The sequence below is a fragment of the Pyxidicoccus trucidator genome, assembly GCF_010894435.1.
Lineage (GTDB): Bacteria > Myxococcota > Myxococcia > Myxococcales > Myxococcaceae > Myxococcus > Myxococcus trucidator.
The window spans coordinates 272,564-286,462 of sequence record NZ_JAAIXZ010000009.1; the positions used below are offsets into that span (position 1 = coordinate 272,564).

Annotated in this window: 13 protein-coding genes; 6 read left to right on the top strand and 7 right to left on the bottom strand. The window is 69.5% G+C overall.

Features of this window, described 5'->3' with window-relative positions; genetic code table 11:
* The first annotated feature begins 61 nt into the window (after positions 1 to 61).
* From G4D85_RS49655 to G4D85_RS25615, 3 genes are all read left to right on the top strand, one after another.
* Positions 62 to 712, top strand: coding sequence for a hypothetical protein (locus tag G4D85_RS49655; protein ID WP_240359491.1), 651 nt, complete (start codon positions 62 to 64; stop codon positions 710 to 712).
* A 140-nt stretch (positions 713 to 852) separates the two neighbouring features.
* On the top strand, positions 853 to 1,599 hold the full coding sequence (locus tag G4D85_RS25610) for an AHH domain-containing protein (protein ID WP_164016539.1): 747 nt from the start codon (positions 853 to 855) through the stop codon (positions 1,597 to 1,599).
* A 17-nt stretch (positions 1,600 to 1,616) separates the two neighbouring features.
* Complete coding sequence (locus G4D85_RS25615) at positions 1,617 to 2,162, top strand: imm11 family protein (RefSeq protein ID WP_205525699.1); 546 nt, start codon at positions 1,617 to 1,619, stop codon at positions 2,160 to 2,162.
* Between the two features lie 29 nt (positions 2,163 to 2,191).
* Here G4D85_RS25615 and G4D85_RS25620 read toward each other — a convergent pair whose 3' ends face one another.
* Complete coding sequence (locus tag G4D85_RS25620) at positions 2,192 to 3,550, bottom strand: OmpA family protein (protein ID WP_164016544.1); 1,359 nt, start codon at positions 3,548 to 3,550, stop codon at positions 2,192 to 2,194.
* Between the two features lie 285 nt (positions 3,551 to 3,835).
* Here G4D85_RS25620 and G4D85_RS25625 point away from each other — a divergent pair, with 285 nt between their 5' ends.
* On the top strand, positions 3,836 to 5,470 hold the full coding sequence (locus G4D85_RS25625; protein ID WP_164016546.1) for a fumarate hydratase: 1,635 nt from the start codon (positions 3,836 to 3,838) through the stop codon (positions 5,468 to 5,470).
* Between the two features lie 24 nt (positions 5,471 to 5,494).
* Here G4D85_RS25625 and G4D85_RS25630 read toward each other — a convergent pair whose 3' ends face one another.
* From G4D85_RS25630 to G4D85_RS25640, 3 genes are all read right to left on the bottom strand, one after another.
* Entirely contained in the window at positions 5,495 to 5,725 is a 231-nt protein-coding gene (locus G4D85_RS25630) for a hypothetical protein (protein WP_164016548.1), read from the bottom strand.
* A 169-nt stretch (positions 5,726 to 5,894) separates the two neighbouring features.
* On the bottom strand, positions 5,895 to 9,212 hold the full coding sequence (locus tag G4D85_RS25635; protein ID WP_164016550.1) for a C45 family autoproteolytic acyltransferase/hydrolase: 3,318 nt from the start codon (positions 9,210 to 9,212) through the stop codon (positions 5,895 to 5,897).
* 149 nt (positions 9,213 to 9,361) lie between these two features.
* Positions 9,362 to 10,309, bottom strand: a complete 948-nt coding sequence (locus G4D85_RS25640; protein WP_164016552.1) for a hypothetical protein — start codon at positions 10,307 to 10,309, stop codon at positions 9,362 to 9,364.
* A gap of 33 nt (positions 10,310 to 10,342) precedes the next feature.
* On the opposite strand from G4D85_RS25640, the gene G4D85_RS25645 reads away from it, so the two are divergent.
* A complete protein-coding gene (locus G4D85_RS25645) occupies positions 10,343 to 10,762 on the top strand; it encodes a VOC family protein (protein WP_164016554.1) in 420 nt (139 codons plus the stop codon).
* A 140-nt stretch (positions 10,763 to 10,902) separates the two neighbouring features.
* Positions 10,903 to 11,580 carry a PAQR family membrane homeostasis protein TrhA gene (gene trhA, locus G4D85_RS25650; protein WP_164016556.1) on the top strand — a complete coding sequence of 226 codons (678 nt, stop codon included), beginning with the start codon at positions 10,903 to 10,905 and terminating at the stop codon, positions 11,578 to 11,580.
* Positions 11,581 to 11,597: 17 nt separating this feature from the next.
* Here trhA and G4D85_RS25655 read toward each other — a convergent pair whose 3' ends face one another.
* Genes G4D85_RS25655 through G4D85_RS25665 form a run of 3 tightly spaced genes read right to left on the bottom strand, consistent with a single transcriptional unit; the run spans position 11,598 to position 13,878 of the window.
* Positions 11,598 to 12,176, bottom strand: coding sequence for a hypothetical protein (locus G4D85_RS25655; RefSeq protein WP_164016558.1), 579 nt, complete (start codon positions 12,174 to 12,176; stop codon positions 11,598 to 11,600).
* Between the two features lie 12 nt (positions 12,177 to 12,188).
* The gene (locus G4D85_RS25660) at positions 12,189 to 13,022 is read right to left on the bottom strand and encodes an MbnB/TglH/ChrH family RiPP precursor modification enzyme (RefSeq protein ID WP_164016560.1); all 834 of its coding nucleotides are present in this window, start codon (positions 13,020 to 13,022) and stop codon (positions 12,189 to 12,191) included.
* Between the two features lie 10 nt (positions 13,023 to 13,032).
* Positions 13,033 to 13,878 (bottom strand): class I SAM-dependent methyltransferase, encoded by an 846-nt coding sequence (locus tag G4D85_RS25665; RefSeq protein WP_164016562.1) that lies wholly within the window; start codon positions 13,876 to 13,878, stop codon positions 13,033 to 13,035.
* Positions 13,879 to 13,899: the final 21 nt, after the last annotated feature.

The window sequence follows — 13,899 nt, forward strand, 5'->3', positions numbered from 1 at the left end:
GTGTGCGCTGTCGCTGTCGGCCGTGCATGACGTGGGCAGGGCGGAGGGGCGTACCCCCGAGGTGACGCTGGTCCATGCGGATTTTGACGCGGCTCTCGTCTTCCGGGACGACTTCCAGGTGTTTCTCCTGGCCGGGGCAGGCACGCGCGCGGGACGGGAGGGAGCATGGGGTGCCCTGGTAGGCGCGGGGCTGGAGAGCGTCTCCGACACACTGCGAGTACATGCGCAGGTGGAGGCGCGGCGGCAGCATGGCGGCTTCCGCCAGGGCTTCTTCGGCCCGGACTACGAGCTGGGACGCTTCGTCGCCGCCGGGCATGCCTCGCTACCGGCGGCGCAAGCACCCTTCCCGGACGGCTACTCCGTCTTCGGCGAGCTCACCATCGCCCGCGACACGCTGCATCTGGACCATGCGCGACGCGAGCTGCACCTGAGTCTGGCGGCCGAGGCCTTCAGCTGGGGGCGGCTGGACACCCAGGTGCGCATCTCTACGTGGCGCATGCTGCGCCACCTGTACCTGGCGCTGGACGTGCTGGGGGTGGGCGTGGGGCAGCCGAAGGCGCGCTACGCCGTCTCCGGAGAGGTGCGCTACCGCTTCACCCGATACCTCTATGTTCTGGGGCGTGGGGGCACGCTGCTGTCGTTGCAACCGGACGCCACCGTGCGGCCCGGGGTGCAGGCCCAGCTGGGCCTCGGCGCCACCTACGCGCGCTGAGACGGCCGCGTCCTTTCACGTGACGACGTACTTCCGGGGAATGCCATGCATCCTGTCTTGACGCGCGGAGTGGCGGCCGGGCTGGCCCTGTTGCTGGTGGTTTCGAGCGCGCCAGCCCGGGCGGACGGCGGAAGGCGCTGGTGGTGGCGACAGCGGCGGCGCGCACCTTCGCCGAGGTGAAGGTGGCGGGAGAGCGCTTCGGGCGAGCGGTGGGGGAGGACGGAGCGCGGGTGCTCTTCGTCCTGGCCTCCCTCGCCATGGGGAAGGACCTGCACGGCATCCTCAAGCGGCTGCCGCGAGCACCGCCCTCGGGCCCGGCGCTGGTGGCCGAACTGCCCGGAGGCATGAGGGTGCGGCTGCCGGCGCTCAAGCCTCCGTCGGGGACGGCGGGTGCAGCGACGGCCATGGACGGAGGCAAGGTGGTGTCCGTCACCGTGGTGGGTGACCGCTTCGTCGTCGCCATGGCCGCCGGGGCCGGGGGCGCGGCGGGGGGCGGCCTGAGTGGGGGCAGCGGTGCGGCGTCTGTCTCGGGCTCGCCAGCCCCGTCATCCAAGCGGTTGGCGGCCAACCTGGAGTCAGCGGGCGTGCGCCGCCCTCAGGGCACGGATGCGCACCACATCGTCGCCGCGAATGCCGAGGCGGCGGGATCTGCACGCGCGGTGCTTCATCGCTTCGGCGTGGACATCGACGATGCCGCGAACGGCGTCTTCCTGCCGAGCAATAGCCATGTCATCAACCCGGCACCGGGTTCGGTTCATTCGACCATTCACACGAATGAGTATTACAGTGCGGTAGATTTTGCATTGAGGCGGGCCAGGAGCCGGCAAGACGTGCTGGAGATTCTCAGCCAACTGCGCCAGATGCTGCTCTCGGGCTCATTGCCATGAGACGGTCGGAGCAAGATTTGAAGATTTTTGTGTTTGTAGGAGAAGAGGGGTTTGAAACCGCTCAACCCGTTGAACAGGAAGAATATACGCGGCTGGACTCGCTGATTGATGGGACCCCGCGAGCGGACTCATGGGAGCCCTTGCTCATGAAAATCATCGACAAAGGGGAACGCCGTCGCACCTTGCAACAGTCAGATGCGCCATGGATGACCGGAGACCTGCTCGTTCTCAGGCAGAATGCTGCTGAGGCGCTCAGGCCATTTCTCGCAGGCCATGGTGAATTCCTGGCCCTGGCGTGCGAACAAGCGGCCCTGGTCATGTTCAACGCCTTGTGTATGGTCGATGCTCTCGACGAAGCCGCATCAACCCTGAAGAGGCTTGACGATGGACGTATCTGGTGGGTTGGAAAATACGTCTTTCATAAGGCAGCCGTTCAAAGCCTACAGGCCTTCAAGCTGACAAACCTCCAGCCCAGCCCGCTGTTCGTAGGCGAGGAGTTCCTGGAACGGTGGCGAGCCGCCGGCCTCAAGGGTTTGGCGTTTCGGCAGGTATGGGAAGGCTGAGCCCGCCCTGCTGACGCGAAGCGGCGCCCCTACTTCTTCGAGCGCAGCAGCACGAACTCCACACGGCGGTTCAGCTCACGGCCGCGCGGAATGAGGTTCGGCGCCTTGGGGCGGGCATCTCCCACGCCCCAGGTCTCGATGCGAGACGGATCCAGCCCCGCGGCCACCAACAGCTCCGCCACCGCCCGGGCCCTGGCCTCGGACAGTCCCTGACGGGACTTCGCGGCGCCCTCGCGGTTGTCGGTGTGCCCTTCCAGGCGCAAGCGGAGGGACTCGTCGCGCACCATCATGTCCACCAGCAGGGCCAGCCCGGCGGTGGAGCCCTTCTTCGGCGCGGACTGCTGCTCGGCGAAGCGCGGCTGCTTGGGCAGCTCCACCCGCTCGTTCTTCACGCTGGCCTGCTGCGTCTTCTTCGCCGGGGCCTTCGCGAGCGTGAAGGCCACCGTGGGCTCCGTGTCACGCGTCAGCTTCACCTTGCGAGTCTGCGCCAGGTAGCCGCGCGACAGCACGTCCACCGAGTACTCGCCCGGCGGCAACATCACCGGCGTGGGCTTGCGCGCCTTCGGGTCCACGAGCACCTGCTGCGGCGCCCCCTTCCCCCGCACGTACACCGTGGCCGAGATGGGCTTCTTCCCCGCCAGCACCTTGAGCAGCAGCTTCGCGGGCGCCACCGGCCCCTGCTCCGGACGCTGCGATACCGGGACGACGGCGGGCACCGCGGCCGTCTGCGTGGGCTGTGTCCCCGACACCGGCTGCACCGGAGGCGGCGTGACGGGCGCCACGGGCGTCTGCGCCACCTTCGTGGGAGTCCCGGCGTCCGCCGCGTCCGGAATGGCCACGTCCGCGAGCTGCGCGGTCATCTCCACCGACACGTCATGCGACAGCTTCAGCTTCAGCCGGGGGTCCGGCGCGGTGGGATTGATGCTCGGCAGCACCTTCACCCGGACCCGCAGACCCTTCTGCACCTGGAACGTGACGGACGCCGTCAGCTTCCAGAGGAAACCGCTCTCCTCGCTGAAGAGGTTCCACGCCTCGTTCGCATACGTGACGTGCGACACGAGCGTGAAGGAGCCTTCCTCCACCTTCACCACCGCCAGCTTGTGCTGGCCCGGGGCGTTGAGCTTCTCCGCCCCCGGGACGGCCAGCGGCTGGCCGTTGAGGGAGAAGTCCGCCTCCACCAGCTTGTAGCCGCGATTGGTGCCGGCGCCGGGGAGCCCCTCGAAGGAGATGACCACCTCCGGGGGAGGCGTCTTCACCAGGGCCTGGAGCTGCCGGTCCAGGTCGTCGCGCGCACGCTGCTCCACGGACGAGGGCTCTGCCGCGCGCGCGGAGGCGGCGAGCAGTCCCATGATGACGAGTAGCAGTGCCTGAGAAGTGGAGGAAGCCACGGGGGGCTACAGCATCTCACAACCGGGGCACATCGCGAGTTGTCCGCCAGCAGGGCTGACGACCAGCCGACCCTTCGGTCCCCCTCCCCGCCCCGGACCCGCGTCATCCTGACGACATGGCCAGGCAGCTACCGCTGCCTGCCCCCGGCCACGTGTACGACACCTGCCCCTACCTCGACTTTTGGCTCCCATCGGGAGAGGTTTTCCGCCCCCGGGCGGGCCCCTCGCGGCGCCAGCCTTCCGACTACCCATCCAGGCCCCATCGGCGCTACGCCTAGGCTCCCCATGAACGACTTCCAGTTCCAGGAAATGTTGCCGCTGGGCAAGGACGAGACGCCCTTCCGGCTCCTCACGAAGGATCACGTCTCCACGTTCGAGGCCGCCGGGCGCACCTTCGTCCAGGTCGAGCCCGAGGGGCTCACCCTCCTCACCCGCGAGGCCATGCGCGACATCGCGCACCTGCTGCGCCCCGGACACCTGGGCCAGCTCGCCCACATCCTCAAGGACCCGGAGGCGTCGGCGAATGACCGCTTCGTGGCGCTGGAGCTGCTGAAGAACGCCAACATCGCCGCTGGCGGCGTGCTGCCCTCCTGCCAGGACACGGGCACCGCCATCGTCATGGGCAAGAAGGGCCAGTACGTCCTCACCCAGGGCAATGACGAGGAGGCCATCTCCCGGGGCGTGTTCGACACGTACCGCACGTCCAACCTGCGCTACTCGCAGATGGCGGCGCTCGACATGTACAAGGAGGTCAACACCAACAACAACCTCCCCGCGCAAATCGAGCTCTACGCCACCGAGGGCGACGCCTACAAGTTCCTCTTCATGGCCAAGGGCGGCGGCTCCGCGAACAAGAGCTACCTCTTCCAGGAGACGAAGGCGCTGCTCAACCCGCAGAGCCTGCTGTCCTTCCTCGACGCGAAGATCCGCTCGCTGGGCACCGCCGCGTGCCCGCCGTACCACCTGGCCATCGTCGTGGGCGGCACCTCCGCCGAGTTCGCGCTGAAGACCGCCAAGTACGCCTCCGCCCGCTACCTGGACACGCTGCCCCGCGAGGGCAACGCCATGGGCCGCGGCTTCCGCGACGTGGAGCTGGAGCAGGAGGTGCTCAAGCTCACGCAGCGCACCGGCATCGGCGCGCAGTTCGGCGGCAAGTACTTCTGCCATGACGTGCGCGTCATCCGCCTGCCCCGCCACGGCGCGTCCTGCCCGGTGGCCATCGCCGTGTCGTGCTCGGCGGACCGGCAGGTGCTGGGCAAGATCACCCGCGACGGCATCTACCTGGAGCAGCTGGAGGCGGACCCGGCGAAGTACCTGCCCGAGACGACGGAGGCGGACCTCAACGGAGAGGTGGTGAAGATCGACCTCAACCGCCCCATGAGCGAGATTCGCGCCGAGCTGTCCCGCTACCCCATCAAGACGCGCCTGATGCTCTCCGGCCCCATGGTCGTGGCGCGCGACATCGCGCATGCGAAGCTCAAGGAGCGCCTGGACGCAGGCCAGGGCATGCCGCAGTACCTGAAGGACTACATGGTCTACTACGCCGGCCCGGCGAAGACGCCCGAGGGGTACGCCTCCGGCTCGTTCGGCCCGACGACGGCCGGCCGCATGGACGCCTACGTGGACCAGTTCCAGGCCCAAGGCGGCAGCTTCGTGATGCTGGCCAAGGGCAACCGCTCGCCCGCCGTCACCGAGGCGTGCAAGAAGCACGGCGGCTTCTACCTCGGCTCCATCGGCGGCCCGGCGGCGCGGCTGGCCCAGGACTGCATCAAGAAGGTGGAGGTCCTGGAGTACGAGGAGCTGGGCATGGAGGCCGTGTGGAAGATCGACGTGGTCGACTTCCCCGCCTTCATCGTCGTGGACGACAAGGGCAACGACTTCTTCGCCAACATCAACAAGCCGACCGCGAAGAAGGCCTGAGGCATGGCGATGCGCCCCGGGGCTTCAGACCCGGGGCGACTCGCTGCTCACGGGCGCGGGGGCCGGCGGCGGGACACGCTTCTTCGGAGGGATGATGGAGCGGCGCGGCCCCTTGAGGGCGACGCCCAGCAGCATGGTCGCCGGGAGCAGCATCCCCAGGCCCTGCGTGAGATTGTCGGGAGGCCGCACGACGGCGCCCAGCACCATCGCGGAGAAGAGAAGGCCGCAGACCAGGCGGATGATGAGGGAGCTCACACGGAACCTCTATCAGGAGTGTCCGCCAGCCTAAGCACCCGGGGCTGACTGTCCACCCGCCCCCTCGCTTTCCAGCCGGCCGCCACGCCCCTGCCTGCGCCTACACGGGGCGCTCACGTCGGCGCGGCGGCCCGGGCGGAACCTCGCGCCGGGCCGCCACCGGGAAGCCTCACCGCACCAACATGCCGAGCTTCGGTGCCGGCGGGCCGCCCACGGGCGCCGCGGGCACCGGAGCGGGCGCGGGCGTGGGAGCCGGCGGCGCCACCGTCACGTCCTGCGCCAGCGACTCCAGGTCATGGAAGCCCTTGCCGCTCACGTCGGCGCCCTGGAAGCGGGCCCACCCATGGAGGCCCCGGTGGAAGGTGCGCGTCATCTGCCAGAGCTGCATGCCGCTGTTCGCCGTGTACACGTAGAGCGTCCGCTTCGGGTTCCACGGGTTGGGCAGCGCCAGCGCGAGCCCGTCGTCCGGCTTGCCGTACGTCTTGCCCTCCCAGCGGAAGTAGCGACGGCCCAGCTCCAGCGGGAGCTTCTTCTCCGCGACGAGCCGCGCCAGCAGCGCGTTGTCCTCCGCGCCCCCCAGCAGGACGAGGTCCCGGTCCGCGAGCTCCGCGTCCGTCACCTCGCCGTCCGGCTTGAGCTGCGGCAGCACCTCTGTGAAGGCATCCGCCAGCACGTCGCGGTAGCCCAGCGCCAGCGTGCGCATGGACTCCGTCTGCCGTGCCGTGCCGTGCACCAGGAGCAGCCGCTCGAAGGCGTCCGTCTGGTTGGACAGCACCTGGAAGCGCTCGCGCGGCACGGGGATGTCGTTGGCCGCGTTGAACACCACGCGCACCGGCGCCTCCGCCGTGCGGAAGGTGAACGTCTCATTGCCGCTCTTCACCTCCACCCGCTCGAACGTGGAGCCCTTCGCCGTCCGCACCTCCACCAGCGTGATGAAGTGCCAGGGCCGCGCGCCCGGCTGCTCCACCTTCAGCGTCACCTCGTAGCCGTCCTTCACCTGCGCCGCGGTGGCGCGGATGCGCGGCTGGGGCAGGCCGGTGCGCTCCAGCCACTGCGCGACGAAGGCCCCCACGTCCTTGTTGGTGGCCTCCAGCACGGTGCGCTTGAAGTCCGCGGTGGTGACGTCCTTGTTCGCGTAGCGCGAGTGCACCGCGCCCATCGCCTTGCTGAAGTCCTGGTTGCCCAGCAGCAGCCGAAGCTGGTGGAGCGCGAAGGTGCCCTTGATGCGCGGCACCAGGTACGCGCCATAGCGACCGTAGTCCGTCTTCGCATTCACGGGCACCACGTCCGCCTCGCGCGAGGTGGTGAAGAGGTAGCGCGCGTTCAGCTCCGCCAGCGCGTCGCGCTGGTGCTCGAAGGCCTTGTCCTCACCGTCCGGCAGGCCCTTGAGCATCCTCCAGTAGGCCGAGGTGCCGCTGGCCAGCCAGTTGTCACCCTCCGTGGAGGGGAACACCGTGTTGGCCCACAGCAGCTTCTCGTCGAAGGAGACGACGTCCTTCACCTTCGCCAGGTCCCGCTTCGGAGCGGCGGGCTCCTCCGGGGCCTTCCACGCCTTGCGCGCCTCCTTCAGCCGGTCCGCGACGACGATGGGGCTGAAGGTGGTGTAGCCCAGCGACAGGTGCGGCGTGGCGCCGGGCAGGTCCGGCATGAAGCGGCTGCCCACCATCTTCTCGCGCAGCGTCGTCTTGCCGTAGTGGGCCAGGAACATCAGCTTCTCGACCATCTCGGACGTGGTGACCTTGCCGTCACACGCGTGGGGCCGGTTGATGGGGCTGGAGGCCAGCATCCGGGTGGCCGAGTCCAGGTCGAAGCCCTTCTTGCCGAACTTCGCGTAGTACTCCCAGAAGGCGATGTCCCGGTTCCACGTGTTGAAGGTCAGGTCCACCGGGGCGTTGTCCGGGTTGGGCACGTACTCCTTGCGCACCTCCAGGTCCCTGTTGTTGTTGTTCGCCCAGATGAAGTCCTTCAGGTTGCCCGGAGTGTCCGCGGCGTTGCCCTTGCTGCCCGTGCGCCACAGCCGCGTCTTCTTCGTGCCGAGCAGGAAGCAGGCGCCCTCGTCCGTCTTCGTGTCCGCCAGCGTCCAGTCGTTGGTGTAGAGGCCGTTGTTCCCGTCCTTCATGATGCGGGCCACGTCGTCGATGGAGGACGCGTACTGCGCCGCCTTGCGGATGCGGTTGCTCTGCGGCGAGCCGTTCATGTCGAACGGCGTCTGCCCCACCGTCGTCTCGCCGATGACGATGCCCGCGGAGTTGACGTACCAGTCCGCGCCGCTGTGGATGCCACCCGGGAAGGTCTGCATCACGAAGCGGTGGCCCTTCGTCGGCTGCACGTCCAGCACCACGTCCCAGTGGACGCCGGTGTAGCCGTTCCACATGAAGATCTGCCCGATGATGGCGCGGCCGTCCTTCGTGGCGGACTTCGTGGCCACGAACGAGGAGCAGTGGTCGCCCTTGCCGGCGCGCTCCGTCTCGTCCTCGGCCTTGAGGAAGGTGCGGCCGGACAGCGGCGTGGCCGTGGCGTTGTTGGCCTCGTCGAGCTGGCCCGCATCCACCGCGGAGTTCAGCGTCACGATGTCCAGCAGGTCCAGCTGGCGGTCCTTGAACTTCGCGCCGGCCTTGTTGGCGCCATCGGCGATGCCCTTCATCTCCTCCAGGTACTCGGCGTCGTACTTGCGCAGGAAGAGCGCGTCCGCGAGCAGCCGGGCATGGCCCCACCCCTTCACCGCATCCGTCTTGTCCTTCTGGATGCCGAGCTTCTCCATGTAGCGGACGATTTCCCCGGACGTGAGCTCGCCGAACTGCTGGCCGCGCTCGTACGGCTCGCCCTCGATGTGGACGTAGATCCACCCGCCGTCGTCATAACGGAAGCCCTTGCCGGCCCAGCGCACGGACTCCATCGGGACGTAGGCGGTGATGTCCTCCACCTTCTCCAGGCGCACGTCGTCGAACCAGGCGGTGCCGGACGCCTTGCCGTTGCGGCCCAGGTGGAGCTGCACGCGGTCCGAGGACTGGGTGGCGAAGAAGAGCACCGACACCCGGCTGCCCGCCTCCGCGGCCGGGGCGGGCGTACAGTTGGTGAAGGGGAAGCTCTTCATCGAGAGACAGGCGCCATGCGCCGTGGGGTAGCGCGCCTGCGGGTCCGCCTGGACTCCGCGCGTGCGCACCCAGGCGCTGAGCCGGTAGAGCTGGCCCACCTGGAGCTTCATCGCCTCGGACTCGACGGTGGTCTCCGCGCCGCCCTGGGGGCTTTCGATGGCAAGGCCCTTCGCGCCCTCCACCTTCGCCTCCGAGGAAGCGGCCGCCTTGCCCTGGCCCTTCGCCGTCCAGAAGGCGGGCAGCGCCGAGGAGCCTCCCGCCATCTCGAAGGTGCCGTTGGGCACGAGGATGGGAGTGGACGCGGGCGCCGCCCGGGCGGGCGTCGCGTGAAGCACGCCCACGGACAGCAGGAGTGCGCCGAGGAGCTTCGACGTCAAGCGGTGGTCGGACATGTAGGAGGTCCCATCCCGGGCGGGGCCGGGCATCGGCTTGGGAGTGGCAGAAGCGCATGACACTTCCCCCGTCCCCAAGCGTCAACCGTGACCGGACAGGTAGGCGAATGACGCGCAGCGGCTTGTCTTCCTGCCCGCCCGCCGGGCCGTCAGCGGAGCACGCGGGCACTCGCGCGGAGCACCCCACGCGCCACCCGGCGCACCGCGTCCACCCGCCTCGCGGGGATGGCGGGCGGGTCCACCGGAGCGTCCCAGTCGAAGGTGCGCAGCCGGGACAGGAACCCTTGTCGCACACAGCCCTCCAGGCTGAAGACGTGGAGGTCATGCGTCCACCGCACCGCGAGCCGCAAGTCCCGGGAGAGCTCCGCCCAGTCCAGCGGCGGAGGAAGGCGCGCGCCCGGCAGCTCCACCCCGCCCCCGGTGATGCCCACCGCGATGGAGGACGCCCCCGGGCCGTAGCTCCACAGCACCGCCGCGCCGTGCGGGCGCACGAAGCTGGAGTAGAGCATCAGCACCTCGCGGTCCGCCGGCAGGTCCAACACCCCGGACAGGCGCTGCAGCAGCGTGGAGCGCGACTGCCGCTCGTCCACGATGAACGGGAACTGGTAGGTGTCCACCCGGTACCCGTCCGCGCGGATGCGCTCCACCAGCGCGACGTACCCGGCCCGAGCCTCCCGCACGCGCCCTCCCCGCACCACCCTGGGCAGCAGTCCCGACAGCCGTCGCCACCCACCTTCGAGCACCTCACGCAGCTCGCGAAGGTCAGGCTCGATGTCCAGGCCCACACCCGCCCACTCCAACCCGTGCTCCGCCGTCCACGCGCGGAAGGCGTCGTAGCGCGCCGTGGCCTGCGCGACGTTGCCCGCGTGGAACCAGTAGCCCTGGTCCTCGGGTAGCAGCAGCCACGCCGTGACGGGAATGCCCGCGCGGTTCAGGCGGCGCACCTCCTCCGCGCGCTCGGGACCCAGGTCGAGCAGGCCCAGGCTCACCCCCGCCCGCAGCGCCACCAGGTCCTCGAGCACGCCCGAAGTGGCGAGTAGCTCACGCAACGGCCCGGGTGCCAGCTCGCAGAAGAAGGTCAGCAGGTGCAATTTCATGGCAGCTTCGCCTTACCACCGAGGAGGAATGACATGGAATTCCACAGAGGCCGCCTGTTCGACCACGTCCATCTGCGCGTGAAGGACCTCGACGCGAGCAAGCGCTTCTACCGCGCCGTCCTGGACATCCTCGGAGTCCCCTTCGCCCTGGAGGGCCCGCACTACTTCGCCGCCGACGAGCTCTTCGTCAGTCCCGTGGACCCGGGCACTCCCCCCGCCGCGCGAGGCGTGCACCTGGCCTTCCAGGCGAAGGACCGTGAGACGGTGCAGCGCTTCCACACGGCGGCGCTCGCGGCGGGCGGCCGCGACAACGGCGGCCCGGGCGAGCGCAACTACCATCCGGGCTACTACGCCGCCTTCGTCCTGGACCCGGACGGCAACAACATCGAGATGGTGTTCCATGGCCCGGCGCGTCGCTCCGCGGCCTCCGTGGTGATGACGACCGAGGGCTGACCCGCCCGCGCCCGGAGCCTGTTGCCCGTTGACACTTCCGGCCGTGAAGCGGTCGACGCTTCGGGGCGCCGTGCGTCCACACGTGGACGGGATGAGCGCTCGCTGACGCAGCGGTGACGTGCCATGGATACCAACACTCCATGGCGGCGTCCCCACGAGGCATCCAGTCCCTTGTCATCGAAGAGAGCGTGAAGCCCCGGCTGCGGGGGCTGTCGCACCTGCTCGCGGCCGTGGCGGCGCTCTGCGGCTGCGTCCAGCTCGCGCTGGCCCCGGCCCAGGGCGCCCGGTACGTCGCCGCCCTGGTGTTCGGCCTCAGCCTGGTGCTGATGTTCGGCGTCAGCGGGACGTACCACTGGCCCACCTGGAGCCCCGCCGCATACGCGCGCCTGCGGCGGTGTGACCACGCGGCCATCTACTTCCTCATCGCCGGAAGCTTCACCCCCATGGCCGCGCTGGAGACGACGAGCGGCTGGAGCGGCCCGCTCCTCTGGGTGATGTGGGGCTGTGCACTCACCGGCGCGACGCTCGCGCTGCTGGGCATCTCCGCGTCGCGCGGGCTCCGCTCCGCCCTGTACGTCGTGCTGGGGGCCCTGGCGACGCCGGTGGTGACGCAGCTGCCGGCGGTGATTGGCTCGGGCCGCGTCGCCTGGCTCGTCTCCGGAGGCGTCCTCTATGCCCTGGGCGCGGTGGTGTACGCGCGCCGCTGGCCGGACCCGAAGCCCACCTTCTTCGGCTACCACGAGGTCTTCCACCTCATGGTCATCGCCGCGGCCGCCGTGCACTACGGCGTCCTCGTCGACGTGCTGTGGAGCCGCTGAGCTGCTGAGCCGGGCCGCTACGCGCGCACCAGCACGGCGGGCAGGAGCGGCACCTTGAGGAACTCCACGCGCGTGGGGCGCACGGGCACCTCCGGCCAGCCGGGCTGCGCCAGCGCCGCCAGCAGCTCCGTCACCGGGTACTGGAAGGACTCGAAGTGGCTCGGCCCGGACATGGGCTCCAGGCCCCAGGCGAGCGCGATGCGCAGCCGCTCACAGCGGGCCAGGTCCGCCATGTACGCGGGCAGCGTGCCGCGAGGGGCCGCCTCCAGGTAGCGGCAGAAGGCGATGGCCTCCTCGCGGTTGAGCAGCTCCGGGAGCGCGTCCTGGAGGAAGTCCTTCAGCACCGGCAACAGGCCGGGCCTCACCGCGGGGTCCGCCCACGGCAGGTGCTCGTGCACGCGAGACAGGCGGTGGCCGTCCAGCATCCGCCCCGCCCGCTCCACCACGTTGGCGTCCGCGCCCGCCAGGCCCTCGCGCTCACGCGGGGTCAGCGCGTAAGGCGCCATGGCCGCGTGCGCGTCCTGCAGCCAGGCCTGGCGAAAGCGCGCGTCCACATGCAGCCGCGCCAGCACCTCCAGCGTCTCCGGGTAGCCCATGATGTCTTCTCCTCAGGCCGCGCTCGCCCCGCAGCGCTTGAGGATGGCGCGGGCACGGGCCAGCTCCTCCACCAGCCGCGAGAACGGCGGGAAGCCGCTGTCCATCTCGAAGTTCACTCCACGCACCGGGCAGCGCGGCGCCACGTACTCCAGCAGCCGCCACACCTCGTCCGGAGAGACGGACGAGTGGCTGTCCACGTACACGCCCTCCATCGTCACCCCACCCGCCAGGTGGATCTGCACCACCCTGTCCAGCGGGAGCCGGTCCACGAAGTGGTACGGGTCGAACTTGTGGTTCACCGCGTTGGCGTAGACGTTGTGCAAATCCAGCAGCAGCCCGCAGTCCGACTCCTTCACCACGCGGGTGAGGAAGTCGGCCTCGTCCAGCGTGCTGAGCGGCGTGTCGAACAGCCAGGCGATGTTCTCGATGACGAAGGGCATGCCCAGGTCCGCCTGCACGCGGCGGATGTTGCGCACGCACGTCTCCAGCGCCTCCTCCGTGAAGGGCACCGGCGTGAGCGAGCGCACCGGCAGCTCGCCCGCGCGGGTGAAGCACAAGTGGTCCGAGTGCCACGCCGCCCGGGTGAGGCCCAGGAAGCGCTTCAGGTCCTCGCGGTAGCCCGGCCCGTCCACGCCGTCCGAGCCCACCGACAGCTCCAGGCCGTGGCCGGCCAGCGGGAAGCGCTTCGCCAGCACCTCCAGCCGCCGCACCGCGTCCTCCGTCAGCGGGAGGAAGTGCTCGGGCATCACCTCCAGCCAGTCCACACCCGGGTTGCCCCGGGCGAGGTTGGGCTGGAAGTCCCAGCGATAGCTGAGCCCCACTCCGAGGAACGGAATCGCCGCCACGGCCAGCCTCCTACTTCTTCCTGCGCGCCATCACCTGGAAGTGCTGCCCCTGCAGCGCGAAGCCCTCATGCGCGAACTTCTCCTGCATCGCGATGATTTCGTCGCGCGCCGCCCACACGTCGAAGTCCGGGCCGCGCTCGGCCTGCATCGCCTCGAGCATCTCGAAGTACATGACGGGCTTGCCGAAGATCTCCTCCACGTCGGCGCCGGCGGCCTTCACGCCGTCGTGCAGCTCCTTCAGCGTAAAGAGGTGCACCGGCAGCCCGTACGGGCACTTGCCGCGCCCGGTCATCAGCATCTTCAGGGCCTCGGCCTTCTTGCCGTGCTTCAGCTCGAACATGAAGTGCTCGTTCAGGTTGTCCACGCCCATGATGACCGGCCCGCCCGGCTTCACCACGCGCACCAGCTCGCTCATGGCCTTGGGGTACTGGTCCAGGCAGTAGGACACCGGGTCGCCCTCGCTGAACACCAGGTCGAACGAGGCGTCCTCGAAGCGCAGGTCCGCCACCGTGCCCTCGACGAAGGTGGCCCGCTCCAGCAGCCCCTTCGAGGAGAGGTGCGCCTTCGCCGAGTCCAGCATGCCCGCGGAGATGTCCAGCACGGTGACGTGGTGGCCGGCCTCCGCGAAGCGCGCGCTGAACTTGCCGCCACCGCCGCCAGCGTCCAGCACGCGCCAGGACGTGCCGGCCGGAGGCAGCACCTTCTGGACGGCCGCCCAGGTGAGGTGGTCGTAGACCACCCAGAACAGCTTGTGCGCCGCCTTGGTGTAGTTGCTGTTGTTGTACGTCGACGACACCTGGTCGTAGCGGCTGGAGATGTCCTGCGGCTGGGGAGGCGTGGGGGTGGTGGCGCTCATGACGGGTTCACTCCGGGCACA

Coding starts and splice junctions, on each gene's coding strand:
- G4D85_RS25625 (WP_164016546.1), top strand. CDS start 3,836: ATGAACGACTTCCAGTTCCAGGAAATGTTGCCGCTGGGCAAGGACGAG.
- G4D85_RS25635 (WP_164016550.1), bottom strand. CDS start 9,212: ATGTCCGACCACCGCTTGACGTCGAAGCTCCTCGGCGCACTCCTGCTG.
- G4D85_RS25640 (WP_164016552.1), bottom strand. CDS start 10,309: ATGAAATTGCACCTGCTGACCTTCTTCTGCGAGCTGGCACCCGGGCCG.
- G4D85_RS25645 (WP_164016554.1), top strand. CDS start 10,343: ATGGAATTCCACAGAGGCCGCCTGTTCGACCACGTCCATCTGCGCGTG.
- trhA (WP_164016556.1), top strand. CDS start 10,903: ATGGCGGCGTCCCCACGAGGCATCCAGTCCCTTGTCATCGAAGAGAGC.
- G4D85_RS25655 (WP_164016558.1), bottom strand. CDS start 12,176: ATGGGCTACCCGGAGACGCTGGAGGTGCTGGCGCGGCTGCATGTGGAC.
- G4D85_RS25665 (WP_164016562.1), bottom strand. CDS start 13,878: ATGAGCGCCACCACCCCCACGCCTCCCCAGCCGCAGGACATCTCCAGC.